The organism is Micromonospora tarapacensis, assembly GCF_019697375.1.
Taxonomy (GTDB): Bacteria; Actinomycetota; Actinomycetes; order Mycobacteriales; family Micromonosporaceae; genus Micromonospora; species Micromonospora tarapacensis.
The window spans coordinates 3716702-3741642 of the sequence record NZ_JAHCDI010000004.1 but is presented as its reverse complement, the minus strand read 5'-3'; the positions used below and the strand labels follow the sequence as shown (position 1 = coordinate 3741642).

At 73.4% G+C, this 24941-nt stretch carries 20 protein-coding genes and 1 pseudogene; 14 read left to right on the top strand and 7 right to left on the bottom strand.

Annotated elements, in window-relative coordinates; genetic code table 11:
- Positions 1-25: 25 nt before the first annotated feature.
- The 4 genes from KIF24_RS22870 to KIF24_RS22855 all read left to right on the top strand — a co-directional run bounded on the left by KIF24_RS22870 (position 26) and on the right by KIF24_RS22855 (position 5324).
- On the top strand, positions 26-2440 hold the full coding sequence (locus tag KIF24_RS22870; RefSeq protein ID WP_221085773.1) for a putative bifunctional diguanylate cyclase/phosphodiesterase: 2415 nt from the start codon (positions 26-28) through the stop codon (positions 2438-2440).
- 82 nt (positions 2441-2522) lie between these two features.
- Positions 2523-2828 carry an Asp-tRNA(Asn)/Glu-tRNA(Gln) amidotransferase subunit GatC gene (gene gatC / locus KIF24_RS22865; RefSeq protein ID WP_221085772.1) on the top strand — a complete coding sequence of 102 codons (306 nt, stop codon included), beginning with the start codon at positions 2523-2525 and terminating at the stop codon, positions 2826-2828.
- Positions 2825-4300: an Asp-tRNA(Asn)/Glu-tRNA(Gln) amidotransferase subunit GatA gene (gatA, locus tag KIF24_RS22860; RefSeq protein ID WP_221085771.1), complete on the top strand. Its 1476-nt coding sequence runs from the start codon at positions 2825-2827 to the stop codon at positions 4298-4300. The genes gatC and gatA overlap by 4 nt, the downstream gene beginning before the upstream one ends.
- Before the next feature lie 205 nt (positions 4301-4505).
- Positions 4506-5324: an Ig domain-containing protein gene (locus KIF24_RS22855; RefSeq protein WP_230415850.1), complete on the top strand. Its 819-nt coding sequence runs from the start codon at positions 4506-4508 to the stop codon at positions 5322-5324.
- On the opposite strand, the gene KIF24_RS33350 is transcribed toward KIF24_RS22855, so the two are convergent.
- Positions 5275-5613 (bottom strand): hypothetical protein, encoded by a 339-nt coding sequence (locus tag KIF24_RS33350; RefSeq protein ID WP_230415849.1) that lies wholly within the window; start codon positions 5611-5613, stop codon positions 5275-5277. The two genes, KIF24_RS22855 and KIF24_RS33350, sit on opposite strands and share 50 nt — an antisense overlap.
- Positions 5614-5804: 191 nt before the next feature.
- Here KIF24_RS33350 and gatB point away from each other — a divergent pair, with 191 nt between their 5' ends.
- Together gatB and KIF24_RS22845 are read left to right on the top strand one after the other, a co-directional pair.
- On the top strand, positions 5805-7298 hold the full coding sequence (gene gatB / locus KIF24_RS22850; RefSeq protein ID WP_221085770.1) for an Asp-tRNA(Asn)/Glu-tRNA(Gln) amidotransferase subunit GatB: 1494 nt from the start codon (positions 5805-5807) through the stop codon (positions 7296-7298).
- Between the two features lie 143 nt (positions 7299-7441).
- Complete coding sequence (locus KIF24_RS22845; protein ID WP_221085769.1) at positions 7442-9799, top strand: transketolase-like TK C-terminal-containing protein; 2358 nt, start codon at positions 7442-7444, stop codon at positions 9797-9799.
- A gap of 397 nt (positions 9800-10196) precedes the next feature.
- Here KIF24_RS22845 and KIF24_RS22840 read toward each other — a convergent pair whose 3' ends face one another.
- Both KIF24_RS22840 and KIF24_RS22835 read right to left on the bottom strand, forming a co-directional pair.
- A complete protein-coding gene (locus KIF24_RS22840; RefSeq protein ID WP_221085768.1) occupies positions 10197-10517 on the bottom strand; it encodes a hypothetical protein in 321 nt (106 codons plus the stop codon).
- A 37-nt stretch (positions 10518-10554) separates the two neighbouring features.
- The gene (locus tag KIF24_RS22835; RefSeq protein WP_221087679.1) at positions 10555-10698 is read right to left on the bottom strand and encodes a hypothetical protein; all 144 of its coding nucleotides are present in this window, start codon (positions 10696-10698) and stop codon (positions 10555-10557) included.
- Between the two features lie 206 nt (positions 10699-10904).
- Between KIF24_RS22835 and KIF24_RS22830 the strand changes: the two genes are divergently transcribed.
- Complete coding sequence (locus KIF24_RS22830; RefSeq protein ID WP_221085767.1) at positions 10905-11678, top strand: DUF5753 domain-containing protein; 774 nt, start codon at positions 10905-10907, stop codon at positions 11676-11678.
- A complete protein-coding gene (locus tag KIF24_RS22825) occupies positions 11669-11869 on the top strand; it encodes a DUF397 domain-containing protein (protein WP_221085766.1) in 201 nt (66 codons plus the stop codon). Before KIF24_RS22830 ends, KIF24_RS22825 begins: the two co-directional genes overlap by 10 nt.
- A 96-nt stretch (positions 11870-11965) precedes the next feature.
- On the opposite strand, the pseudogene KIF24_RS22820 reads toward KIF24_RS22825, so the two are convergent.
- A pseudogene (locus tag KIF24_RS22820) lies at positions 11966-13575 on the bottom strand (metallophosphoesterase).
- A gap of 63 nt (positions 13576-13638) precedes the next feature.
- Positions 13639-14802 carry a PQQ-dependent sugar dehydrogenase gene (locus tag KIF24_RS22815; protein ID WP_221085765.1) on the bottom strand — a complete coding sequence of 388 codons (1164 nt, stop codon included), beginning with the start codon at positions 14800-14802 and terminating at the stop codon, positions 13639-13641.
- Between the two features lie 97 nt (positions 14803-14899).
- On the opposite strand from KIF24_RS22815, the gene KIF24_RS22810 reads away from it, so the two are divergent.
- Entirely contained in the window at positions 14900-15826 is a 927-nt protein-coding gene (locus KIF24_RS22810; RefSeq protein WP_221085764.1) for a 2-hydroxyacid dehydrogenase, read from the top strand.
- Here KIF24_RS22810 and KIF24_RS22805 read toward each other — a convergent pair.
- Positions 15820-16197 carry a PH domain-containing protein gene (locus tag KIF24_RS22805; protein ID WP_221085763.1) on the bottom strand — a complete coding sequence of 126 codons (378 nt, stop codon included), beginning with the start codon at positions 16195-16197 and terminating at the stop codon, positions 15820-15822. The two genes, KIF24_RS22810 and KIF24_RS22805, sit on opposite strands and share 7 nt — an antisense overlap.
- Before the next feature lie 239 nt (positions 16198-16436).
- On the opposite strand from KIF24_RS22805, the gene KIF24_RS22800 reads away from it, so the two are divergent.
- Positions 16437-18737 (top strand): EAL domain-containing protein, encoded by a 2301-nt coding sequence (locus KIF24_RS22800; RefSeq protein ID WP_221085762.1) that lies wholly within the window; start codon positions 16437-16439, stop codon positions 18735-18737.
- Between the two features lie 22 nt (positions 18738-18759).
- Here the strand turns inward: KIF24_RS22800 and KIF24_RS22795 are convergent, their stop codons facing one another.
- A complete protein-coding gene (locus tag KIF24_RS22795; protein ID WP_221085761.1) occupies positions 18760-19782 on the bottom strand; it encodes a LacI family DNA-binding transcriptional regulator in 1023 nt (340 codons plus the stop codon).
- Between the two features lie 201 nt (positions 19783-19983).
- Between KIF24_RS22795 and KIF24_RS22790 the strand changes: the two genes are divergently transcribed.
- From KIF24_RS22790 to KIF24_RS22775, 4 genes are all read left to right on the top strand, one after another.
- A complete protein-coding gene (locus KIF24_RS22790) occupies positions 19984-20214 on the top strand; it encodes a hypothetical protein (protein ID WP_230415847.1) in 231 nt (76 codons plus the stop codon).
- Complete coding sequence (locus KIF24_RS22785) at positions 20211-22676, top strand: glycoside hydrolase family 2 protein (RefSeq protein WP_221085760.1); 2466 nt, start codon at positions 20211-20213, stop codon at positions 22674-22676. Before KIF24_RS22790 ends, KIF24_RS22785 begins: the two co-directional genes overlap by 4 nt.
- Positions 22677-22885: 209 nt before the next feature.
- Complete coding sequence (locus KIF24_RS22780; RefSeq protein WP_221085759.1) at positions 22886-23224, top strand: ArsR/SmtB family transcription factor; 339 nt, start codon at positions 22886-22888, stop codon at positions 23222-23224.
- Entirely contained in the window at positions 23221-24936 is a 1716-nt protein-coding gene (locus tag KIF24_RS22775; RefSeq protein ID WP_221085758.1) for a SulP family inorganic anion transporter, read from the top strand. The genes KIF24_RS22780 and KIF24_RS22775 overlap by 4 nt, the downstream gene beginning before the upstream one ends.
- The last annotated feature ends 5 nt before the right edge of the window (positions 24937-24941 follow it).

Here is a 24941-nt window from a genome sequence, read left to right as displayed (position 1 = left end):
GCCGGGTCTCGTGCCGGGAGGTGTGATGGAGTCGCAGGATCCGCGCAACCTCGTCCCGCCCGGACGGACGGCACAGTTCTCGACGTTCGTGGTGGCCGTGCTGGCCGTGGCCGTGCTGCTGGCAGCCGGGCCGCTTGTCGCGCTCTCCACCACGCTGTCCGAGCTGCCGGCGGCGTTCTGGACGATGGCGGTGCTCGCCGTGGCCTGCGACGCGCGTCCCTTCCTGCCGCCCGGCCGTCGGCAGTCGTCGTCGGCGGTCTTCCCGTCGACCTGCTTCACCTTCGCGATCCTGCTCGGCTGGGGCCTCGGCCCGGCGGTCGCGGTGCAGGCGGTGGCCGTGGTGGTGTCCGGCGTACGGATGCGGCACGCCCCCTGGCGGACGGCCTTCAACGCCGGCCAGTACACCTGCTCGTTGGCCGCCGCCTACGGGGTCACCCGGTTGGGGCCCGGCGGCATTTTCGACGGCGGACCGCTGGGGTGGACCGACATCGCGGCGATCGGTGGCGCCGGGATCGCCTGGTTCGTCGTCAACTACGGGCTGGTCACCGCGGCCGTGCGGCTGCGTTTCCGCGAGCGGTGGTGGCCCGACGCGTGGCACGGGCTGCCCTTCGAGTTGCTCTCCACCGGGTCGCTGCTGCTGCTCGCGCCGGTGCTGGTCACCGCCGCGCGGGCCAGCGCGGCACTGGTCCCGCTGGTGCTGGTGCCGCTGTTCGCGGTGTACCGGATGGCCCGGCTCACCGTCGAGCAGCATCAACTGGCCGCCCTCGACCCGCTCACCGGGCTGCCCAACCGCAAGGCGCTGCTGGCCGAGGTCAACGAGCAGGTGCACCGGCACGCCGAGCGGGTGGCCCGGGGCGAGCCGGACGGTCGCCTGGCCCTGCTGCTGATCGACCTGGACCGCTTCAAGAACGTCAACGACGCGCTCGGGCACGCGGTCGGCGATCGGCTGCTGGTCGAGGTGAGCGCCCGGCTGACCGACGTGGTCGAGCCGCCGCAGATGGTCGCCCGGCTCGGTGGGGACGAGTTCGCGATCGTGATGACCGGCCTCACCGACGTCGGTGAGGCCCGGCTCCTGGCCGACCAGGTGGTCCGGGCCCTCGCGGAGCCGGTGCCGCTGGACGGGCTGCCGCTGGACGTCGGTGGGTCCATCGGCATCGCCCTGTATCCGGACCACGGTGAGGACTTCGCCACCCTGATGCGGCACGCCGACGTGGCGATGTACGACGCGAAGCACCGCAACGACACGGTCGCCGTCTACACCGCCGAGTCCGACCACAACTCCGCCGAGCGGCTGGGCCTGCTCGCCGACCTGCGTCGGGTGCTGGAAACGGGGTCGGCGGGCCGCCCGGCCGGTGACGGCGATGCCGACGTGCCCACGGTGCGCGGCGGTGACGGCGCGGCTCTGCCCGCATCCCCTCCGGTGGACGAGGCTTCCGGTGCTCGGTGGTGGAGCCGGCGGCGACGCCGACCCCGGCCGGTGACCCACGACGACGAGCTGATCGCCCGGATCATCACCGGCGCGGACCCGACCCTGCGCCGGGCGGCCCGGTCCGCCCAGCCGGCCCGACCGGATCCGCTGCCGCCGGCCGAGACCACACCGCCCGGTGCCGAGCCGGCCGGTGACGCGGGCGAGATCATGATGTACTACCAGCCGCAGATCGCCATCGCCACCGGCGAGGTGGTCGGGGTGGAGGCGCTGCTGCGCTGGCGGCATCCGCGTCGGGGGATGGTCGACCCGGAGGAGCTGATCCGGGTCGCCGAGCAGAGCGCCGTGATGCGGCTGCTCACCCGCCGGGTCGTCGACGACGTGGTGGAGCAGCTCGCCAAGTGGTCGGCGGCGGGCCTCGGGCTGCGGGCGGCGGTCAACGTCAGCGTGCGGGACCTGCACACCGGCGAGATCGCCGACCAGATCGGCGACCGGCTGACCCGCTACGGCGTGGCCCCGGAACGCCTGCAACTGGAGATCACCGAAGGTGCTCTGATGGCCGACCCGCGCCGGGTGCTGACCACCATCACCCGACTGCACCGGATCGGGGTGGGCATCGCGCTGGACGACTTCGGCACCGGCTATTCCTCCCTTCAGCACCTGCGCCGGCTGCCGCTGTCGGAGGTGAAGGTCGACCGCTCGTTCGTCCTGGGCATGAGCGAGGACACCGACGACGCGGCGATCGTCCGCTCGACGATCGGGCTGGGCAGGGCGCTGGGGCTGCGGGTGGTGGCCGAGGGGGTGGAGGACGAGCGGACCTGGCGGATGCTGCACGCGGCCGGCTGCGACGCCGCACAGGGATGGTTCTACGCCCGGCCGATGCCGGCCGAGGAACTGGTCGCCTGGCTGGCCCGGTACCGCCCGCTGCGTCCGCTCGGCAGCCCCGACGAGGCCGAGGTGCCCCGGCGGCGCACCCGGGGAGCCGGGAGCGGCGGGCCGGGCGCGAAACAATAGACTCGCTGCCGTCACCGCGCGGCGCGTACCCGTCGACCGCGCGGGCTGAAGCCGAAGCAGGACAGCCACGAAGGGGGCACCGATGGCCGCCATCTCCCGCGAGGAGGTCGCGCACCTGGCGCGACTGTCGCGGCTAGCCGTGACGGAGGAGGAGCTGGACACGTTCGCCGGCCAGCTCGACGTGATCCTCCAGGCGGTCGCCCAGGTGGGTGAGGTCGCCGCCGCGGACATCCCGCCGACCTCGCACTCGGTGCCGCTGACCAACGTGCTCCGGGAGGACGTCGTGACGCCGTGCCTGACGCCCGAGGAGGCGCTGTCGGGTGCGCCCGACGCTGAGGAGCAGCGGTTCCGCGTACCGCGGATCCTGGACGAGGAGGCGGCCTCATGACCGACGTGACCGCACTGACCGCGACGCAGATCGCGGGCCTCGTCGCCACCGGCGAGACCTCCGCCGTGGAGGTGACCCGGGCGCATCTGGACCGGATCGCGGCCGTCGACGACCGGGTCAACGCCTTCCTGCACGTCGACACCGAGGGTGCGCTGGCCGCGGCCCGGGAGGTCGACGCCCGGCGGGCCGCCGGCGAGGAGCTGGGGCCGCTGGCCGGTGTGCCGGTGGCGGTCAAGGACGTGCTGGCCACCAGGGGCGTGCCGACCACGGTCGGGTCGAAGATCCTTGAGGGTTGGCGACCGCCGTACGACTCGACGATCGTGCAGCGGCTGCGCGCCGCCGGCACGGTGATGCTCGGCAAGACCAACATGGACGAGTTCGCGATGGGCTCGTCCACGGAATACTCCGCGTACGGGCCGACCCGCAACCCGTGGGACACCGATCGCATCCCGGGCGGCTCCGGCGGCGGGAGCGCGGCGGCGCTGGCCGCGTACGAGGCGCCGCTGGCGATCGGCTCGGACACCGGCGGCTCGATCCGCCAGCCCGGCGCGGTCACCGGCACCGTCGGTGCGAAGCCGACCTACGGCGGCACCTCCCGGTACGGCCTGGTGGCCTTCTCCTCCTCGCTGGACACGCCCGGACCGTGCGCGCGTACGGTGCTCGACGCCGCGCTGCTGCACGCCGCGATCGGGGGCCACGACCCGCGTGACTCCACCTCCATCCCGGCGCCGGTGCCGGACGTGGTGGCCGCGGCGAAGCTCGGCGCCACCGGTGACCTGAGCGGGGTGCGGCTGGGCGTCGTCACCGAGTTCGGCGGCGAGGGCGCCGAGCCGGGGGTGATGGCCGCCTTCAACGAGGCCGTCGGCGCGTTGACCAAGCTGGGCGCGGAGATCGTCGAGGTCTCCTGCCCGCACTTCCGGTACGCGCTGCCGGCGTACTACCTGATCGCGCCCAGCGAGTGCTCCTCGAACCTGGCCCGCTTCGACGGCGTCCGGTTCGGGCTGCGGGTCGGCGACGACGGCAACCGGTCGTTGGAGGAGGTCATGTCGTTGACCCGGGAGGCCGGTTTCGGCCCCGAGGTCAAGCGGCGCATCATGCTCGGCACGTACGCGCTCTCCTCGGGCTACTACGACGCCTACTACGGCCAGGCGCAGAAGGTGCGTACGCTGATCACCCGCGACTTCACCGCGGCGTTCGAGCAGGTCGACGCGCTGATCTCGCCGACCACGCCGTTCGTGGCCTTCCCGCTGGGTGCGCGCACCGCCGACCCGTACCAGATGTACCTGGCCGACCTGTTCACCATCCCGACCAACCTGTACGGCGGGCCGGGCATCTCGGTGCCCTGCGGGCTCTCCGCCGGGCTGCCGGTCGGTCTCCAGGTGATGGCCCCGACGATGGCCGACGACCGGATGTACCGGGTCGCCGCCGCGCTGGAGAGCGCCGTCGGCACGTTCACTCCACCGACGCTGTGACGAATCGGCGGGGCGGCGCGCAGGCCGCCCCGCCGTGGGCCTTCCGGTGGTGGCGCGGGTACGAGCAGCCGTGACGCGCTGATTCCGACCGGCGACACAGGGTCACCGTTCGGACCATTACGCCTGGTCACTTGCCCTGGTTGGATAGAGTTCGAGCCGCTGTTAGGGCGAGCGACGGCTTTTTCGATCGAACCCTGGAAGTGCGATGAGGGCGCTGCGGCCGATCACGATCCTCTTGGTGCTCCTGGTGCTGCTGCTCGGCACCGTTGCCCCGGCGTCCGCCGCCGCGGTCACCTTCACCTCCGGTCCGCCGCCCGAGGAGGCCACCGCCCACGAGGAGTACCCGGCCCACACCTTCACCGTGACCGGCGACCCGACGATCCGGTTCGCGCTGGTCGGCGGCGCGCTGCCGGCGGGCATGTCGCTGGCGCCGGCGACGGGCCGACTGGGCGGTACGCCGGCCGTTCCCGGCAGCTACACCTTCACCGTCCGGGCCACCGCCACAGCGAGCGGGGACTTCGCCGACCAGACCGCGACCGTCGTGGTGCTCGCACCGACGATCAGCATCACCTCGGCGGCGCCCCCCTCGCCGTGGTACGCCGGGCAGCCGTACCCGGCGCACACCTTCACCGGTTCGGGCGGCACCGCCCCGTACCGCCTCTCGCTCCGGTCGGGCTCCCTGCCGGCGGGGATGGCGCTGTCGTCGTCGGGGATCCTGGCGGGGACGCCGACCACCCCGGGCAGCTACGGCCTCGGCATCCGGGTGACCGACGCGCACGGCTTCCACGCCGAGGCGGACGTCACCGTCGTCATCGCCGCGCCGGCCGTCGCCATCACCTCCGGCGAGCCACCGCGAGGTCGGGTCGGCCGGGCGTACTCGTTCCGGTTCACCGCCGAGGGTGACTCCGACATCCAGTTCGGCGTGGCCGCCGGGAGCCTGCCGCCGGGCCTCGTCCTGGGCCCGCAGGGCCGGCTCACCGGCACCCCGCGACCGCGGGCCGCTTCGCCTTCACGCTGGGCGTGACCGGCACGGCGACCAGCGCCACGGCGGCGGTGTCGCTCGTCGTCGCCGCCGCGCCGGCACCGTCGCCGACCGCACCGTCGCCGACCGCGCCGTCACCGACCGCGCCGTCACCGACCGCGGCGGCGTCGACCGCTCCCGCGTCCACCCCGAGCACGGCCCCGACCGGGCCGGCCCCGACCGCCCCGACGCCGACCGAGACCTCGACGGCGCCGAGCCCGGTGGCGTCGCCGGCGCCCTCGACGAACAGCGGGTCGTGGCTGCCGGTCACCGGATCGAACTCGACCATCATCCTGGCGCTGCTGGCCGTGGTGGCGTTCTGCGTCGCCGGGATCCTCTTCGTCCTGGCCCATGAGCGTCGCCGGCGGTTCACCGCGCCCCGGTGACGCCGGGCCGAGCCGGGACAGGCCGAGCGGCTAGGCTGGGCAGCGTTGTGTCCGGATGCCGCCCCGGGCCGGCTACCGCCCGAAAGCTGGAGTTCTCATGACCACGACGCTGCCCGCGTACGACGAGGTCGTCGCGCGCTACGAGCCGGTGATCGGCCTGGAGACCCACGTCGAGCTGGGCACGAACACGAAGATGTTCTGCGGCTGCCCGACCGACTTCGGCGGCGAGCCGAACACCCGGGTCTGCCCGGTCTGCCTGGGCCTGCCCGGCTCGCTGCCGGTGGCCAACAAGGCGGCCATCGAGGCGACCATCCGGATCGGCCTCGCGCTGAACTGCTCCATCGCGCAGTGGTGCCGGTTCGCCCGGAAGAACTACTTCTATCCGGACATGCCGAAGAACTTCCAGATCAGCCAGTACGACGAGCCGCTCTGCGTCGACGGCTACCTGGACGTCGAGGTGGACGGCGAGATGGTGCGGATCGGCATCGAGCGGGTGCACCTGGAGGAGGACACCGGCAAGACGCTGCACGTCGGCGGCGCCACCGGCCGCATCCACGGCGCCACCGAGTCGCTTGTCGACTACAACCGGGCCGGCATCCCGCTGGTGGAGATCGTCACCCGGCCGATTCCCGGCACCGCGGCGCTGGCCCCCGAGGTTGCCCGCGCGTACGTCACCGAGTTGCGCGACGTGCTCCGCTCGCTCGGCGTCTCCGACGTACGCATGGAGGAGGGCTCGCTGCGCTGCGACGTCAACACCTCGCTGAACCTGCCGGGCGAGGAGTGGGGCACCCGCACGGAGACCAAGAACGTCAACTCGCTGCGTTCGGTCGAGCGGGCGGTGCGCTCCGAGATGCTGCGCCAGGCGTCGGTGCTGGACGCGGGCGGGCGGATCACCCAGGAGACCCGGCACTTCCACGAGGACACCGGGGACACCACGCCGGGCCGGTCCAAGGAGACCGCCACCGACTACCGCTACTTCCCCGAGCCGGACCTGGTGCCGCTCGCGCCGGACCCGGCCTGGGTGGCCGAGCTGAAGGCCGCCCTGCCGGAGCTGCCCCGGCTGCACCGGCGCCGGCTCCAGCAGGCGTGGGGTCTGTCCGATCTGGACATGCAGTCGGTGCTCAACGCCGGTGCGGTCGAGCTGATCGAGGCGACGGTGGCGGCGGGTGCGACCCCGGCGGCGGCCCGCAAGTGGTGGCTGGGCGAGCTGTCCCGGCGGGCCAACGAGACGGGTGTGGAGCTGGCCGACATCGGAGCCACTCCGGCGCAGGTCGCCGAGTTGCAGGAGCTGGTCGACGCCGGCAAGCTCAACGACAAGATGGCCCGCACGGTGCTGGAGGGCGTGGTCGCGGGCGAGGGCTCGCCGACCGAGATCATGAGCAACCGGGGGTTGGAGGTCGTCTCCGACACCGGCGCGCTGACCGTCGCGGTGGACGAGGCGATCGCGGCCAACCCGGCCATCGCCGACAAGATCCGCAGCGGCAAGGTCGCCGCGGCCGGCGCCCTGGTCGGCGCGGTCATGAAGACCACCCGCGGCCAGGCCGACGCCAAGACCGTCCGGGACCTGATCCTGACCCGCCTCACCTCCTAACCCCCACCCCCACCCCGGCATGCCCTCGTTGATCATGAGGATGGCGGCACTCGTCGATCTTCAAACTGCCGCTGACCTCATGATCAACAGGCGCGCCGTTCCCGCACGAGGGCGTCAACGGTGACGTCTGGATGGAGTGCAGCGTGAACCAGCACGATCTTGAGGTGCTTGACGAGATTCAGCGGCGGGTGCTGTGGCTGGCCAGCCGGATCGTGGACGCGGCCAACCATGAGCGCGGCACCGGCGACGGGGTGAAGGTCGGCGGGCATCAGGCGTCCAGCGCCTCGCTGGTGACCGCGATGACCGCGCTGTGGTTCGCCCACCTGGCCGCCGAGGACCGGGTGGCGGTGAAGCCGCACGCCTCCCCGGTGTTCCACGCCGTCCAGTACCTGCTGGGCAATCTGGACCGGTCGTACCTGACCCGGCTGCGGGCCCGGGGCGGGTTGCAGTCGTACCCGTCGCGGACCAAGGACCCCGACGAGGTGGACTTCTCCACCGGATCGGTGGGCCTCGGCGCCGCCGCGCCGCTGTTCGCCGCGGTGACCCGGCGCTATGTCGACGCGCACTTCGGCGAGCGCCCGCACTCCCGGTTCGTCGCGCTGGTCGGTGATGCCGAGCTGGACGAGGGCAACATCTGGGAGGCGGTCGCCGACCCGGCCACCACCGGTCTCGGCAACGTGATGTGGGTGGTCGACTTCAACCGGCAGTCGCTGGACCGGGTCGTCCCCGGCGTGCGGATCGACCAGTGGCGCGGCCAGTTCGAGGCCGCCGGCTGGCACGTGGTCGAGGTGAAGTACGGCCGCCGGCTGGCGCGGGCGTACGCCCGGCCGGGCGGGGAGGCGCTGCGCGACTGGATCGACGCGATGCCGAACGAGCAGTACCAGTCCCTGTTCGGGCTGGCCGGGCCGGCGCTGCGCAAGCAGTTCCTGGACGGCGCCCCCGACGGCATCGCGGCGTTCATCGCCGACGTCGCCGACGAGGAGCTGGGCCCGCTCGTCACCGACCTGGGCGGGCACGACCTGGCGTCGCTGCTGGACGCGTACGCCCAGTGCGACGCGGTGACCGACCGGCCGAGCGTGGTGTTCGCGTACACCGTCAAGGGTTGGGGGTTGCCCCTCGCCGGCAATCCGCGTAACCATTCGGCGCTGCTCTCCGGCGAGCAGGTCGACGCGCTGCGCGCCGCGCACGGGTTGACCCGCGACACCGAGTGGGACCGCCTCGACCCGGCGTCGCCGGCCGGCATCCGGGCCGGCCAACGCCGGGAGGCGCTGTCCCGCGCGCCCCGCGAGCGGGCGCTGCGGGTCACCGTCCCCCAGGCCACCAAGGTACGCGCGAACAAGCCGATCTCCAGCCAGGAGGTCTTCGGTCGGGTGCTGGTCGACCTGGCCCGCGACCCGCAGGTGGGCAAGTTCCTCGTCACCACCGCGCCGGACGTGGCGACCTCGACCAACCTGGCCGGGTTCATCAACAAGACCGGCGTGTTCGCCCCGACCGCGCAGCGCTCCTGGTCGGAGGACCGGATGCTGCGCTGGACGGAGAGCCCCGACGGGCAGCACATCGAGCTGGGCATCTCCGAGATGAACCTGTTCCTGCTGCTCGGCCAGCTCGGCCTGGCCTGGGACCTGTCGGGGCAGCCGCTGCTGCCGGTCGGCACCGTCTACGACCCGTTCGTGCTGCGCGGGCTGGACGCCTTCCTCTACGGCACCTACTCCGGCTCCCGGTTCGTGGTCGCCGGCACCCCGTCCGGGATCACGCTCGCGCCCGAGGGCGGCGCCCACCAGTCGACGATCACCGCGAGCGTCGGCCTGGAACTGCCCGGGGTCACCTTCGTCGAGCCCGCCTACGCGGGCAGCCTGGACTGGCTGCTCTGCGACGCGCTCGGTCACATCGCCGGAGCGCCGCAGCCGACGCCGACCGCCGCGCCGGCCGAGGACGGGGCGTACTACTTCCGGCTCAGCACCCGCCCGATCGACCAGGCGCCGTTCGACGCGGCCCGCGCCCGGCTCGGCGACGCGGTGCTGCGCCGGCAGGTGCTCGCCGGGGCGTACCGGCTGGTGGACGCCCACCAGGCGCACCCGCAGCTGGCCGACGCGCCGACGGTGCAGTTGGCCGCCTCGGGCGCGGTGCTGCCGGAGGTGCTGGCCGCGGCGGCGGAGTTGGCCGACGAGGGGGTGGCCGCCCACGTCGTCGACGTGACCAGCCTGGACCGCCTCTACCGCGCCTGGCAGCGCACCCTGCGGCAGGGCGTACGCACGGCCACCGTGCCCAGCGTGCCCGGCGCGCTGCGGGCCGCCTTCGCCGACCGGGTGCCGGTGGTGACCGTGCACGACGCCGCCTCGCACGCCATGGCCTGGCTCGGCTCGGCGGTGGCCGCCCCGGCGGTACCGCTCGGGGTCGACGAGTTCGGCCAGTCCGGCACCGTCCACGACCTCTACGAGCTGCACGACCTGCTCCCCGGCAGCATCGTCAACGCCGCCCTGGCCGCCCTGAGCCTCCGCTGAGCCCTCTGCTGGGCCTTCGCTGGGCCCTCTGCTGGGCCCTCTGCCGAGCCTCTGCTGGGCCCTCCGCTGGGCCTCCGCTGGGCCTCCGCTGGGCCCTCTGCCGAGCCTCTGCCGAGCCTCTGCTGAGCCTCCGCTGATCGACGGCCGGGGGTCCTCCGTGGCGGACGGCCGGGGTTCCTCCGTGGCGGACGCTGCCGACGGCCGGGCGGCGCCGGCCGGGCGTGCCGGTATGCGCATCCGGGCCGCAACGAGGTGGCACGGGTGAGCCGGCGACGACATCGGGTCCAGATCTTGGACATTTTCGGTTAGCAACTAACGGAAACTGTCCAAGATCTCGTGCCCCCGTTCCCATTCACCTGGGTGGACGTGGCACCGGCCGCCTTCGGTGCGCGGGGCTTCACTGCGCTCGCTCCGTGCGGCGGGCCGCCCAGGCAACGAATCTGGTGAACAGATCCTCGGGCTCCGGTCCGTCGTGCGGGTTGAGCTGGTAGAGGTCGCGCATGGCCTCGTACATCAGGCCGGCGAGGTAGATCGTCAGGCCGGGGACGTTGTCCCTGAACTCCACGGGCAGCAGGAGTCGGGCCTCCCCGCAGGGCCAGGGCTGCCCGTCGACGCGGCAGTGCCAGCCGGGGCGTGCCGGGGTGTGTGGGGTGTTCCCGCCTGCCGGTCGGTCGGGGTGCGGGCCGCGGCCCGGCTTCGCGAGTCGGGTGGTCAGCACGGCCGACCTCCGCCCGCCCGCCACTGCTGGCCCGGCGTCAGCCAACCGGGGCGGCCGGGGCCCTGGCGGGGAGCGGCCGGGTCGGCTGGCGCATCCACTCGGGCAGGTGCGCGCCGCGCCGGCGCTGCGGCAGGACCGGCAGGAGAACTGTCGGGCAGGTGTACGAGGTTCGGGTACGCACGTCGGCCTCCTTGGGCGAGCGATCGAGTGGGGCCGCCCCTGCACGGGGGATGTCCACGGGCGGCCCCGGGGCGAACACTCCTGCCGGGCTCCCTCACCTCCACCAGGCAGTGCCGCCATGCCAGACACACTGCCAACCTGTGACGGGACGGCAACACCGCGTGTGTATATGGTGGACGGAAATCTGCGGTGTCCGATGGAGGTTCGATGAACGACGCACTCCGGGTCGCGCTCCACGAGGCAGGCCACACAACGGATTCGCTCGCGGCACAGATTGGCGTGGACCCGAAGACGACCGACCGGTGGCTTCGCCAGGGCCGCCTCCCGCACCCGGGGCACCGCGCCACCGCAGCCGCCGTTCTCGGCAAAGACGAGTCGGACATATGGCCGGACACTTCGAGACGCCGAGTCCGCGACCTTGTGTGGTTCCGCCCATGGCAGGAGATGGAGCGCGAAGCTGTCGAGCTGCGTTCATACGAGTCCGTCGTTCTGCCCGGACTGCTACAGACCGAGGCGTATGCGCGAGCGGTCCTCAGGGCGAGTGGACGGCGTACCTCAGACGAGGTCGACCAACTTGTGGCGGCTCGGCTCGCCCGGCAAGGAATCCTCAGAGGTGAGAACCCCCCGTGGTTGACAGCCGTCGTGGACGAGTGCGCGCTGCGGCGTCCGGTGGGCGGCCCCGAGGTGATGCGGGAGCAGTTGCAGACGTTGATCGCATGGTGCGAGCTGCCGCACATTCGGGTCCAGGTCGTTCCCTCGTCGGTTGGTGCCTATGCCGGGCTTGACGGACCTTTCGTTCTCGCCACCAGCAAGGACCACCGCACCGCCGCCTACCTGGACACTCAGCTACAGGGGCAAGTGGTTAGCGACCCAGACGACGTAGCGGCCATACTGGCAGCGTCGGAGAACGTCCGGGTTGAGGCGGTGTCCCACCGGCAGTCGATCGATTTCCTGAGGGAAGTGGCGGAGACATGGACCTGAGCGGCGCCAGCTGGCGTAAGAGCAGCCGCAGTAGCGGCAACGGCGGCAACTGCGTCGAGGTTGCCGACAACGTGCCCGGCGTCGTGGGTGTCCGGGACACCAAGGATCGCGATGGCGGCACCCTTCAGTTCAACCCGGCGGCCTGGCAGGGCTTCGTGAATCTGGCGAAGCAGCTCGGTCCCGTGGGCTGACCTCGACCTGGCAGAGCCCTCAGCGCGACGCTGAGGGCTCTACCTGTGCGCCACCCGCCGGGATTGAAGCGCCTTCTCGTCTGGATCGGCAGTCCGTCAGCGGGTCGGCGTGGGGGTGGGGGTGATGGTCGGCGTGGGGGTGGTGCCCAGGGGAGTGACGGTGGCGGGCGGGGTGATCACGGTGCGTTCGAGGTTCACCTGGGTCTGGCCGGTGCCGCCCACCGTGATGTCGTCGTACGCCTGGAGCTGCTTCTCCTGGTCGAAGTAGAGCACGGTCATCGCCAGCGGGGTCGGTTCCTCGCCCTCCAGCCCGCGCAGCCCGGCACCGCCGGTGGAGCCCTGCACCATCAGCGTGGTGGGTTGCTGGTCCGGCACCTCGGGCAGCGTGTTGACCTGCCGGTTGTGGGTGTGCCCGGCGAGCACGAGCGGGCAGGTCCCGGAGAGCGGACCGGCGGCGGCCGGGTCGTGCACCAGAGCGATGTCCACCGGCCGCGGCGAGCTGCGGATCGTGGCGGCGAGCTTCTCGCCGGTGGTGATCAGGTCGTCGGCGGTGGGCTGGCTGAGCCCTCCGCTGGCCGGCGAGGTGCTCTTGTCCGGGGTGAAGCGGGGATCACCGATGCCGGCGATGGTGAGTCCGGCGACGGTCGTCGTCGTGTTGTCCAGCACGATCGCGTTCGGCTGGCGGGCCACCGCCGCCGCCGTACGCCCGGAGTCGTGGTTGCCGCGGATGTACACGTAGGGCTTTTCGAGCAGGCTGATCGAGCCGACGTAGGACGCCTCCGGCTCGCTGCCCCAGTCGGTGATGTCGCCGGTGTCGATCACCACGTCGATGGCGAACTGCTCCGTCACGGTCCGGATGAGCTGCCAGGCGGAGGGGTTGAGGTGCAGGTCGGAGATGTGCAGCACCCGGGTGGTGTCCGGATCCGGCTCGTAGACGGGCAGCGCGGACACGGTGGTGTAGAGCTGGGTGACGTTGCCGATGAGTCGTTGGAGCTGCTCGGCGTACCGGGTGTAGTCGTCGGCGATCTTGCGTACGTCACCCACGATCGCCGGGGCGTTGACCAGCAGCCCTTCGTACCGGGGCTCCTCGATGGCCTGCGGTCGTATGGTCGCCGCGGCGGTACCCAGGCTGCCCGCGGTGATCAGCAGGGCCAGCGCACCGGCCCAGGCCGCCCGCCGGGCGTTCCGGAAGACCAGCAGGGCCAGCACCAGGGTGGCCAGCACGGCGGAGCCGAGGGTACGCAGCCCGAGCCGCAGCACACCCATCTGGACCTCGTCGACCGCCGACTGGGTGGCCCGGTTGAGGCCCGCCGGGTCACCCAGCAGTGCCTCGGTGCGGCCCTGGTCCAGGGCGCCCAGTTCCACCGTCAGGTGGGTCGGCCCGTCGTGACTGTCCAGCAGCAGTGAACCCAGCGGCGGGATGTCGACGGTGGTGCTGCCGTCGACCGTCGGCGAGATCGACAGCGTGGCGTGGAAGGGGCCGATGTCGGTGCCCAGCTGCCCGCCGGCGAGCACCCCGAGCAGCACCCCGACGAGGCTGACCACCAAGACGGCCAGGGCGACGGCGGCCCGGCGTAGGCCGCTGTGCCGCCGGGGGTACGGGAGCCGGCGGCGGCGCGCCGCAGCGGAGGGAAGCGGCGCGGGCGGCCGGCGGGGGCGTCCCCGTTCCGGTCGCGGCGCGGCTCGTCGTTCTGCTGACCATCCATGCTGAGATTCTGACCTGCCCGACGAAGGATCTTGGCAAACCTGCGTGATGCGGCGTTCGTGCCTCAGCTGCGTCCCGCGCCGCCCCCGGCGAAGACGAGCCGGAGCAGCCGGTCGTCCTCGGGCGCCGGACGGCCGCGCCCGTCGTGGTTGGAGGTGCTGACCCAGAGCGAGCCGTCCGGTGCGGCGGCGATCGCCCGCAACCGACCGTACCGCTCGGTCAGCATCGCCTGGGGCTGCCCGAGCACCGTGCCGGTGTCGGTCAGCTCGACCAGCCAGAGGCGCTGCCCGCGAAGGCACGCGGTGGCGAGCATCCGTTCCACCGCCGCCAGACCGGAGCAGGACGCCTCGTCGGTCGTCCACTGCACGATCGGGTCGACGTACTTCTCGTCGTCGCCGCGCCCCTCGACCTCGGGCCAACCGTAGTTCTCACCCTTGCTGATCTGGTTGATCTCGTCCCAGGTGTTCTGGCCGAACTCGACGGCGTACATCCGGTCACCGTCCCAGGCCATGCCCTGCACGTTGCGGTGGCCCAGCGACCAGACCGGGGAGCCCGGGAAGGGGTTGCCGGGTGCCGGCTTCCCCTCCGCGGTGATCCGCAGGATCTTGCCGCCGAGCCGCGCGACGTCCTGCGACTGGTCGGTGTCGCCCGCGTCGCCGGTGCTGGCGTAGAGCTGCCCGTCGGGGCCGAATGCCAGGCCGCCGCCGTTGTGGATGCCGGCCTTGGGGATCCCGGTGAGGATCGGGGTCGGTTCCTCACCGAGCCGCATCCGGACGATGCGGTTGTCCCGTTCGGCCGTGTGGTAGACGAAGATCGTCCGATCCTGCGCGAAGCCCGGTGACACGGCGATCCCGAGCAGGCCGCCCTCGCCCGAGGCGACCACGTCGTCGATGGTCTGCACCTCGGTGATCTGCAGACCGTCGGGGCCCGATTCCGGCCCGACCTGGACGATCCGGCCGCTGTCGCGTTCGGTGACCAGGGCGCCGCCGTCGGGCAGGAACGCGATGCCCCACGGCACCCGCAGCCCCTGGGCGAGCACGGTGGCGACGGCCTCCCGGTCGCCGGTGCCGGCCGTGGCCGACGGGGTGGGTAGGTTCGGCGGCTCGCCGGCCGGATCCGGGTCCGGCTCGCCGAGGCTGCAACCGGTGGCGGCGAGCAGGAGCGTCGCGCAGGACGCCGCGAGGGCGCTGCGGACCTGACGGGCGCGGAGGTACGGGGGAGCGCTCACCCGCACCAGGGTAGCCCGCTGCCGGCGGCACCGTGGCGGGCGGCGCCGGCTGACCCCGGCCGGCTGGTACGGGGCCGGGCGCCTATCGTCTGCGGACGTGAAGGTATGGATCCCGCACGAGGCCGGTCACGCCCTGCTCGGCGAGCTGCCGCCGGAGGTCACCGTCGAGACGATTGACGACCCGGCGCGGCTGCCCTCGCCGGTGGCCGGCGTCCGGTTCTGGGTGCCGCCCTTCCTGGCCGGCGTGGACGCGACGGTCCTGCTGCCCGAACTGCCCGACCTGGCCGTGGTGCAGTTGCTCTCGGCCGGGGCGGACGCCTGGGTTGGCCGGGTCCCACCGGGGGTCACGCTCTGTGACGCCCGGGGGGTGCACGATCCGCCGACCGCCGAGTGGGTGGTCACCGCGATCCTGTCCCAGTTGCGCGGCTTTCCGGCGATGGCTCGCGCGCAGGCGCGGCGACGGTGGGCGTACGACGAGATCGCCCCGACCGACGAGCTGGCCGGCAAACGGGTGTTGATCGTCGGCGCGGGTTCGATCGGCGCCGCGCTGCGGGACCGCCTCGCGCCGTTCGAGGTGGAGTTCACCCTGGTGGCCCGCACGGCCCGCGCGGAGCAGGGCGTGCACGGAGTCGGCGAGTTGCCGCAGCTGCTGCCGCAGGCCGACGTCGTGGTGCTGTTGCTGCCGCTGACCGAGCAGACCCGGGGCCTGGTCGACGAGAAGTTCCTGGCCGCGATGCCCGACGGTGCTCTGCTGGTGAACGCCGCCCGAGGCCCGGTGGCCCGCACCGACGCGCTGGTCGCCGAGCTGGCCACCGGTCGGCTCAGCGCCGCTCTGGATGTGACGGATCCGGAGCCGCTGCCCGCCGACCATCCGCTCTGGACGATGCCGAACGTGCTGATCACTCCGCACGTGGCCGGCTCGGTGCGGGGCCTGCTGCCGCGGGCGTACCGCCTGGTCGGGCAGCAGATCCGGCGGTTCGTGGCCGGCGAGCCGCCGCGGAACGTGGTGGTGGACGGCTACTGAGCCGGCTCCGGGCCGCGATGCCCGGCGGCGGCGACCAGGCGCGGCAGGTCGTCGCGGCGGACGGCCGGCAGCACGAGGCGCTGGCCGTCGCCGAGCTTGGCGACCGCCCGGCCGCGCGGGTCGGATCCCAGCTCGACCACCTGGTCCCAGGGGATCCGGCGTTGCCCGACCAGTGCCCGCAGTCGCAGCCCGCGGGTGTCGGCGTCGGTGCCGGCGCGCCAGGCCCAGAGGGCCACGGTCAGCGGCACCAGCAGCAGCGGCAGCAGGTACGCGCGAGCGCTCGCCAGCGGCAGGGTGCCGATGGCGGCGACGATCGCCGCGGCCAGGATGGCCTGGTGGTGCCGGAATCGCGCGGTGTCGGTGCGGGACATGCCCAGATGATCCCACCTGGGCCGGAACCCCCCGCACCGGGTGCGACGCGGGTTGCGCAAGGGTCGAGCGACCGCCGCTGCGTCTGCTCGGACGGGCGACGCGCCGTGATCTGACTCACCCCCGGTTGGCCGTCACCTCTGACGCGCCGGCTCGTTCCACGAGGGTGGATGGCGGACTGTCTGTCCGTCGTCCGCGCACCGCCGCACCGCCCCCGTGCCCCCTCACGAAGGCGAATGTCGTGCCCGTCGCGTCCGTGTTCCGTGCCGCCGTGTCCCGTCCCGTCCTGCCGGAAACCTGTGTCCTCGCGGTCGCCGCCGTGCTGGTGGTCCTCGGCGCGACCGGTCCGGTGCCGGCTCTCGCCGTGGTGGCGCTGGCCGGCGCGGCCGGCTCCACGCTGGCCGGCGTACGCCTGTCCCGGCTGACCATCGGCCCCGACTCGCCACCCGCCGACGCCGGCCGGCTGGCCCGCAGGCAGGCGGCGAGACCGCGCCGGGCCGCCGCCATGCTGCACGCCGCGGTGGTGACCGCCGGCCTGACCGCGGCGGTGCTACCGCTGGCCTCTGCCGGATACCGGCCGGCGGCGGCCGTCGCCGGGCTCGCCGGCACCACCGTGCTGCTCGGCGGCGGCCTGCTCAGCCTGCCCCGACCACCGCGTCCGCCGGCCCGGATGCGGCTGGGCCGGCTGCTCGGCGGCGCCGCCCCCGGCGTCTGCCTGGTGCTGGTGGCCTGGTTGCTGCTGCCGTACGCCGGTGTGCCGGCACCGGTCCGCCTGGTCGTCGCGGTGACCCTGGGCCTGCTCGCCGTCGACGCGTTGGCCGTGCTGACCGGAGCACACCGGAACTCCGGCGCCGCCCGCTGCCGGGCCGGGGCGGCGTTGACCCTGCTGGCCCTGGTGCTGCTGGCCGCGCTGCCGGCCGGCCCCGCCGCCGGGCGGGCGGCGCTGCTGGCCGTACCCCCGCTGGTGGTCGGGGTGCTGCTGGTCGCCGCCGGAGTGCGGCGGGTGATTCGGCCCGGCGCGGGCCAGCCGGCCCCGCAGGCCCCGTGGGACTGGCCGCGGTCGGTGATTCCGGCCGTCGCGGTGGTGCTGGCCATCGTCCACGAGTTGCAGGCCGGTCTCCTCCCGGACCGCACCGCTGTGCTGCTCGCGCTCGCCGCGGTGCCCTCGCTGGTGGCGCGCGAACTGCTCGGTGGCGCGGCACCGGACAACCCACCGGTGCCGATGACCGCACCGACCGCACCGACCGCGTCGACCGCGTCGACCGCACCGGCCGCACCGGCCGGGACGAGCGCACGGGCCGCGAGGGCGCCGGGTGGCCCGGTCGGCCGGGCCGCCCTGCTGCGCGCCCTGGCGGCACGACCCGAACCGGTCACCGGCGCGCTGCTCGTGGTGGACCTGCACCTCACCGAGCTGTCCGGGCCGGTCGTGCGCGACGACCTGACCGCCGAGGCCGTCCGCCGGGCCCGCGCGGTGGCAGCCGTCGAGGACGAGGTGTTCGACCTGGCCGCCAGCGGTCTCGCGGTGGTCACCGATGCCGGGCCGGTGCTGGCGTACGCGCTGGGCGCCCGGCTGCTCACCGCACTGGGCCGGCCGTACGAGGTGTCGGGGGCGGTGCTGCGGTCGCGACCCAGCGTGGGGCTCGCCGAGCTGGCTCGGGCCCGGCCGGAGGATCTGCTGCGCCAGGCGGACCTGGCCCGGCGACGCGCGGCGCAACTCGGCCGGGAGCGGGTCGAGTGGTACGACGCCTACCTGGAGGAGCAACTGGTCCGCCGGCTGGATCTGGAGCGGGAACTGCCCGGCGCGGTGGCCCGGGGCGAACTGGACCTGGTCTACCAGCCGGTGCTCGGCCTGGCCGACCGGTCGCCGGTCGGCACGGAGGCGCTGCTGCGTTGGCGCAATCCGGTGCTCGGCACGGTGTTCCCGACGGAGTTGCTGCCGGTGGCCGAGGATCTCGACATCGTGGGCGAGCTGGGCGCCTGGGTGCTGGACCGGGCCTGCCGACAGCTCGCCGACTGGTCCGTCGGCGGCCGGCGGCTGTGGATGGCGGTCAACGTCACCACCCGCGAACTCACCTCACCGGACTTCGTGCCCCGGACAGCGGCCGTGCTGGAGGCGTACGGGGTGGGGCCGGACCAACTGGTGGTGGAGGTCGCCGAGCCGCGGCTGGCCGCGGAGCTGCCGACCGTGGTGGCGCGGCTGGCCGGGCTGCGCTCGATGGGCATCCGGACCGCACTGGACGACTTCCGGGCCGAGCACGCCTCGCTGGCCCAGCTCCGGCGGCTGCCGATCGACCTGTTGAAGGTCGGGCCGGAGGCGGTCGCGGCGAGCGCCGACCCGCACCGTCCGCTGCTGGACGTGGTGGTCACGGTGGCGGACCGGCTGGGTCTGGAGGTGGTGGCCGAGGAGCTGGAGTCCGCCCACCAGGTCGAGGGGGCGCGCCGGGCCGGATGCCGCTACGGCCAGGGGTTCGAGCTGGCCCGACCCGCGACCGCGGAACGGGTCGAGGCGTACTTCGAGGAGTTCCCGTCGATCGCGCGGTGAAGGCAGGATCTGCCTAACCGGTTCACTTCCCGCCGGGCGCCGGGCCCGTGCTGCCACGCGGGGTCAGCTGGGCGGTTTCGTCCTCCGTCCCGACCACCGGCGTTCCCTCGATGACCTGCAACAACTGCCGCGCGGCGTGCGCGCCGTAGGCCGGGATGTCCCGGCCGAGCGCGGTCAGCGGCGGGTGCACCAGGCGGCACAGCGGCGAGTCGTCCCAGGCCACGATGGACAGGTCGGCGGGGACCGGGAGCCCCATCTCCTGGGCGACCGACAGCCCGGCGATCGCCATCACGTCGTTGTCGTAGATCACCGCGGTGGGGCGAACCCGGGAGCTGAGCAGCCGTCGCGTCGCCCGCGCGCCCTCCTCGCCGGTGTAGTCGGCGGAGACGGTGACGGTCTCGGCGAGGCCGAGGCGCTGGCATGCCTCGGTGAACGCCCGGGTGCGGATGGCGGTGTGCAGCAACTCGGGTAGGCCGCCCACCCGGGCGATCCGCCGGTGGCCCAGGGCGTACAGGTACTCCACGGTCTCCACCAGTGCCGCCGCGTCGTTCGACCAGACACTGGGCAGTCCGCCCGTGCCGGCCGGCCCGCCGATCACGACGGCCGGCAGGCCCAACTCCTCCAGCACCGGTACCCGCCCGTCGTCGCTCCGCAGGTCGCAGACGAGCACGCCGTCGACCCGTCGCTCGCCCCACCACCGGCGGTAGACCGCGATCTCGGCGCTCTGGTCGGCCACCACCTGGAGCGTCAGCGCGTACGACCGGGCGGACAGTTCCGCCTCGACGCCGCTGATCAACTCCATGAAGAAGGGCTCGATGCCGAGGGTCCGGGCCGGCCGGGCGAGGATCAGCCCGATCGCCCGGGCGGTCGCACCGGACAGCGCCCGGGCGGCGCTGCTCGGGCTGAACCCGATCTCGGCGGCGATGGCGAGGATGCGCCGCCGGGTCGCCTCCGAGACGCCCGGTTGCCCGTTCAGCGCGTACGACACCGCGCCCTTGGAAACCCCCGCCCGCCGGGCGACGTCCGCGATCGTGGGCCGCTTCACCGGCGTACTTCCTCCTGGAGTCCGTCCTGCCGGCGCCGCGTCGGTGGCGCGGGCGGCGCTGGACACGCTACCCGGCGCCGGCTCGTGGTCCGGCCTGGGTCCGCCCGCGGGTGTTCGGGCCGACGGGTGCCGGTACTAGCTCGGTTCAGTCAACGTTCCTCGATATCAGGAGCGTTCCCAGTGGGCTTGGGAGGATAGGTCATGAGACGATCTGTACCCTGCCGGCGGTGCGCCCCGCGCTGGTGGTGCTCGGCCTGCACCGACTACCCCACCTCGATGGTGGCCATCTCCGACCTGGCCAGCGGCAACTACGTCATCCACCGCCGGGTGCCGGCCGGTGCCTTCGTGGCGACAGCGCCGCTGTTGGTCGTGCTCGTCATCGGCGGTCGCCGGATCGTCCGAGGAATCGTGGAAGGCGCGGTGAAGTCTTGAGCGACGCGCGGGGAGCCGGTCCGCACCGGCAGGCGCTGCACGACGGCTGGACCCTGCGGGCGGTACCCGGGCCGCAGGTGCCGGCCGGGATCGGTGGCCGGGCGACACCGGCCACCGTGCCCGGCTGCGTGCACACGGACCTGCTCGCGGCCGGGCTCATCCCCGACCCGTACCTCGACGACAACGAGACCGCCCTGGCCTGGATCGGCCGCACCGACTGGGTCTACGAGACCAGCTTCGACCGACCGGCCGGCGCCCACCAGCGCCTCGACCTGGTCTGCGCCGGGCTGGACACGGTGGCCACCGTCACGGTCAACGGCGTCGAGGTCGGCCGCACCGAGAACATGCACCGCGGCCACCGCTTCGACGTCACGTCGCTGCTGCGGGCCGAGGCCAACACCCTGGCCGTACGCTTCGACTCCGCCTACCGCTACGCCGAGGCGCACCGCGACCGGCTCGGCGACCGGCCCAGCCCCTACCCGGAGCCTTTCCAGTTCATCCGGAAGATGGCCTGCAACTTCGGCTGGGACTGGGGCCCCACCCTGGTCACCGCCGGCATCTGGCAGGAGATCGGCCTGCACGGCTGGTCGGTCGCCCGGCTGGCGACCGTCCGCCCGCTGGTCACCGTCGACGGCGACCACGGCCGGGTGGAGCTGCACGCCCGACTGGAGCGCGTCGCGGACGTGCCGCTCACCGTGCGGGCGACGGTGGCGGGGCAGGCCGCCGCGGCGACCATCCCGACGGGCGAGCTGTCGGCGGTGCTGACCCTCGCCGTCGACCGGCCGGAGCTGTGGTGGCCCCGGGGCTACGGCGCGCAGCCCCGCTACGAGCTGGCGGTGACCCTGCACGACTCCCGCGGCCACACCCTCGACTCCTGGGACCGGCGGATCGGGTTCCGTTCGGTGCGCGTGGACACCACGCCCGACTCGTACGGCGCCCCGTTCGCCCTGCACGTCAACGAGATGCCAATCTTCGTCCGGGGAGTCAACTGGATCCCCGACGACGTCTTTCCCAACCGGGTCACCGCCGACCGGCTGGCCCGTCGCTTCGACCAGGCCGTGGCCGCGAACGTGAACCTGCTGCGGGTCTGGGGCGGCGGCCGGTACGAGTCGGCGGACTTCTACGACCTGGCCGACGAGCGGGGCCTGCTGGTGCAGCAGGACTTCCTCTTCGCCTGCGCCGCCTATCCGGAGGAGGAGCCGTTCGTCGCCGAGGTGGCCGCCGAGGCCACCGAGCAGGTGACCCGGCTGGCCAGCCACCCGTCGCTGGTGCTGTGGACCGGCAACAACGAGAACATCTGGGGCTGGCACGACTGGAACTGGCAGCGACTCCTGGCCGGCCGCAGCTGGGGACGCGGCTACTACCTGGAACTGCTGCCCCGCGTCGTCGCCGAGCTGGACCCGACCCGTCCGTACTGGCCCGGCAGCCCGTACTCGGGCAGCGAGCAGGTCCACCCCAACGACCCGGCGTACGGCACCACGCACATCTGGGACGTGTGGAACACCGACGACTACTCGAAATATCGGGAATACCTGCCCCGGTTCGTCGCCGAGTTCGGCTACCAGGCGCCGCCGGCGTACGCGACGCTGCGCCGGGCGTTGTCCGACGAGCCGCTCGCCCACGACTCACCCGGCATGGCACACCACCAGAAGGCCGCCGACGGCGACCGGAAACTGCGCCGGGGGCTGGACGCGCACCTGCCCGAGCCGCGCGACTTCGACGACTGGCACTACCTCACCCAACTCAACCAGGCGCGGGCCATCCAGCTCGGGGTGGAACACTTCCGCTCCCATCGGGGCCGGTGCATGGGCACCATCGTCTGGCAGCTCAACGACTGCTGGCCGGTCACCTCCTGGGCGGCGATCGACGGCGACGGCCGCCGCAAACCCCTGTGGTACGCGCTGCGCCGGGCCTACGCCGACCGGCTGCTCACCGTCGCGCCCCGCGACGGCGGGCTGGCCCTGGTCGCGGTCAACGACGGCGGTCGGCCGTGGCGGGCGTCGGCCACGGTCACCCGGCTCACGGTGACCGGGGAACCCCGGGCGAAGGCGACGCTGGAGCTGGACGTGCCCGCGTACTCGTCGGTGCCGTTGCCGTTGCCCACGGAGCTGGCGCGGCCCGACGACGCCCGGGGAGAGCTGCTGGTCGCCGAGGCCGGCGACCCCACCGGGCGGGCGCTGTGGTTCTTCGCCGAGGACCGCGACCTCCGGTGGCCGGTCGCGGCCTTCGACGCGACGGTGGAGCCGGCCCGCGGCGGCCAGCGGGTCCGGGTGACCGCCCGCACCATCCTGCGCGACCTGACCCTCTATCCGGACCGGCTGGACCCGTCCGCCGAGGTCGACGAGGCGCTGGTGACCCTGCTGCCCGGCGAGTCGACGACCTTCACCGTCCACGCCGGCACGCCGCTCGACCCGACCGCCCTCACCACCCGCCCCGTGCTCCGCTGCGTCAACGACCGCTGATCCCGGGCGGGCGGATCACCAGACGGTGACGTCGAACGTTCGGGGCGTACCGCCGCAGGGTGATCCACGCCCAGCGTTTCTCGCTGGTGTGGATGCAGAACGACTGACCGGTGCGGAGCTGTTCACCGCCTGCCAATTGAAGAATTGTGCAAGTGCTAAAGTCTTCAGCGCATGCCGCCGGGCTGGCGGCGCAGGACGGAGGAGCGGGCGTGTCCGTGCCGCTGTACCAGGCGAAGGCCGAACTGTTCCGCACGCTCGGCCACCCCGTCCGCATCCGGGTGCTGGAGCTGCTCCAGGACGGTCCCAAACCGGTACGTGACCTGCTCGCCGCCATCGACGTGGAGGCGTCGAACCTCTCCCAGCAGCTGGCCGTGCTGCGCCGGGCCGGCATGGTCACCTCGTACCGCGATGGTTCCCTGGTGACGTACACCCTCAGTACCCCCGACGTCGCCGACCTGCTGGCCGCCGGCCGGCGGATCCTCGGCGCGGTGCTCACCGACCGGGACGCCCTGCTCGACGAGCTGCGTGCCGGCGGACCGGAGCGGTGAGCGCCACCCAGGCCAGTCTCACCGGCGGCCCCGGACCGGCCGCGTCCACGGCGTGGCGCCGCTTCGGTGATCTGTTGCCGAGCCGCGCTGACTGGCAGGCGGTACGCCGCTCACCCCGCCGGGATCTCGTCGCCGGGCTCACCGTGGCCATCGTCGCGCTGCCACTGGCCCTCGCCTTCGGGGTCACCTCCGGGCTCGGCGCGGAGGCCGGGCTGATCACCGCCGTGGTCGCCGGCGCGGTGGCGGCCGTCTTCGGCGGCTCGAACCTCCAGGTCTCCGGCCCGACCGGGGCGATGACCGTGGTGCTGGTGCCGGTCGTGGCACAGTTCGGCCCGACCGGGGTGCTCATGGTCGGCGCGCTGGCCGGGCTGATCCTGATCGCCCTGGCCCTCGCCCGCCTCGGCCGATACGTCCGGTACCTGCCGGTGCCGGTGATCGAGGGCTTCACCGCCGGCATCGCCGTGGTCATCGCCCTGCAACAGGTGCCCGCCGCGCTCGGCGTCACCGACGCGCACGGCGACCGCGTCTGGGCGGTGGCCGCCGACGCGATCAACCGCTTCGTCCGACATCCCCAACCGGCCGCCCTCGCGGTGGCCCTGGGCGTGGCGGCGGTGATGCTGCTCGGTGCCCGCTGGCGTCCGGGGCTACCGTTCTCGCTGCTCGCGGTCGTCGCCGCCACGCTGCTCGCGCAACTCGTGCCGGTCAACCTGGTCCGGATCGGCGCGCTGCCGCAGGGGCTGCCCGCACCATCGCTGGACTTCCTCGACCTCGACCTCGGCGCGGTGGGTATGGTGCTGCCCGCCGCGCTCGCCGTGGCGGCGCTGGCCGCGCTGGAGAGCCTGCTCTCGGCCACCGTCGCCGACGGGATGACCGTCGGTCAGCGGCACGACCCGGATCGGGAACTGTTCGGCCAAGGGCTGGCCAACCTGGCGTCCCCGCTCTTCGGCGGTATCCCGGCCACCGCGGCCATCGCGCGTACCGCCGTCAACGTCCGGGCCGGCGCGGCGTCGAAGCTGGCGGCGCTGACCCACGCGGTGGCGCTGGCCGGGATCGTGTTGGTCGCCGCGCCGCTGGTCGGCCGGATCCCGCTCGCCGCCCTGGCCGGTGTGCTGCTCGCCACCACCGTACGCATGGTCGAGGCCGCGTCGCTCTGGGCGCTGGCCCGCGCCACCCGGGGCGACGCGCTGGTCCTCGTCCTCACCTTCGCCGTCACCGTGATCTGGGACCTGGTCACCGCCGTGGCCGTCGGCGTCGGGGTGGCCATCGTCGTGGCCCTGCGTGCGGTGGCCCGCACCGCGAAGCTGGAACAGGTCCCGCTCGACCCCGGCGAGCACACCGCAGAGGAACGGGCCCTGCTCGCCGAGCACATCGTGGCCTACCGGCTCGACGGGCCACTCTTCTTCGCCGCCGCGCACAACTTCCTGCTCCGGCTCTCCGACGTCGCCGACGTACGGGTGGTCATCCTGCGGATGTCCCGGGTCTCCACCATCGACGCCACCGGCGCACAGGTCCTCGGCGACGCCATCCGGCGGCTGCGGGGACGCGGCATCACCGTGCTGCTCTCCGGCCTGGTGCCCGGCCACGACCAGGTGCTCGACACCCTCGGCGTGGCCGACCAACTGCGCCGCGAGGGCCTGGTCTTCCCCGACACCCCGTCCGCCATCGCACACGCCCGCACCCACGCACTGGCCGGCGTGCCCGACGAGCGCTGAGGAAG

Excerpts from the sequence above, each read along its gene's own strand:
- KIF24_RS22870 (WP_221085773.1), top strand. The coding sequence starts at position 26 with ATGGAGTCGCAGGATCCGCGCAACCTCGTCCCGCCCGGACGGACGGCA.
- gatC (WP_221085772.1), top strand. The coding sequence starts at position 2,523 with ATGGCCGCCATCTCCCGCGAGGAGGTCGCGCACCTGGCGCGACTGTCG.
- gatA (WP_221085771.1), top strand. The coding sequence starts at position 2,825 with ATGACCGACGTGACCGCACTGACCGCGACGCAGATCGCGGGCCTCGTC.
- KIF24_RS22855 (WP_230415850.1), top strand. The coding sequence starts at position 4,506 with ATGAGGGCGCTGCGGCCGATCACGATCCTCTTGGTGCTCCTGGTGCTG.
- KIF24_RS33350 (WP_230415849.1), bottom strand. The coding sequence starts at position 5,613 with ATGATGGTCGAGTTCGATCCGGTGACCGGCAGCCACGACCCGCTGTTC.
- gatB (WP_221085770.1), top strand. The coding sequence starts at position 5,805 with ATGACCACGACGCTGCCCGCGTACGACGAGGTCGTCGCGCGCTACGAG.
- KIF24_RS22830 (WP_221085767.1), top strand. The coding sequence starts at position 10,905 with ATGAACGACGCACTCCGGGTCGCGCTCCACGAGGCAGGCCACACAACG.
- KIF24_RS22825 (WP_221085766.1), top strand. The coding sequence starts at position 11,669 with ATGGACCTGAGCGGCGCCAGCTGGCGTAAGAGCAGCCGCAGTAGCGGC.
- KIF24_RS22805 (WP_221085763.1), bottom strand. The coding sequence starts at position 16,197 with ATGTCCCGCACCGACACCGCGCGATTCCGGCACCACCAGGCCATCCTG.
- KIF24_RS22790 (WP_230415847.1), top strand. The coding sequence starts at position 19,984 with ATGAGACGATCTGTACCCTGCCGGCGGTGCGCCCCGCGCTGGTGGTGC.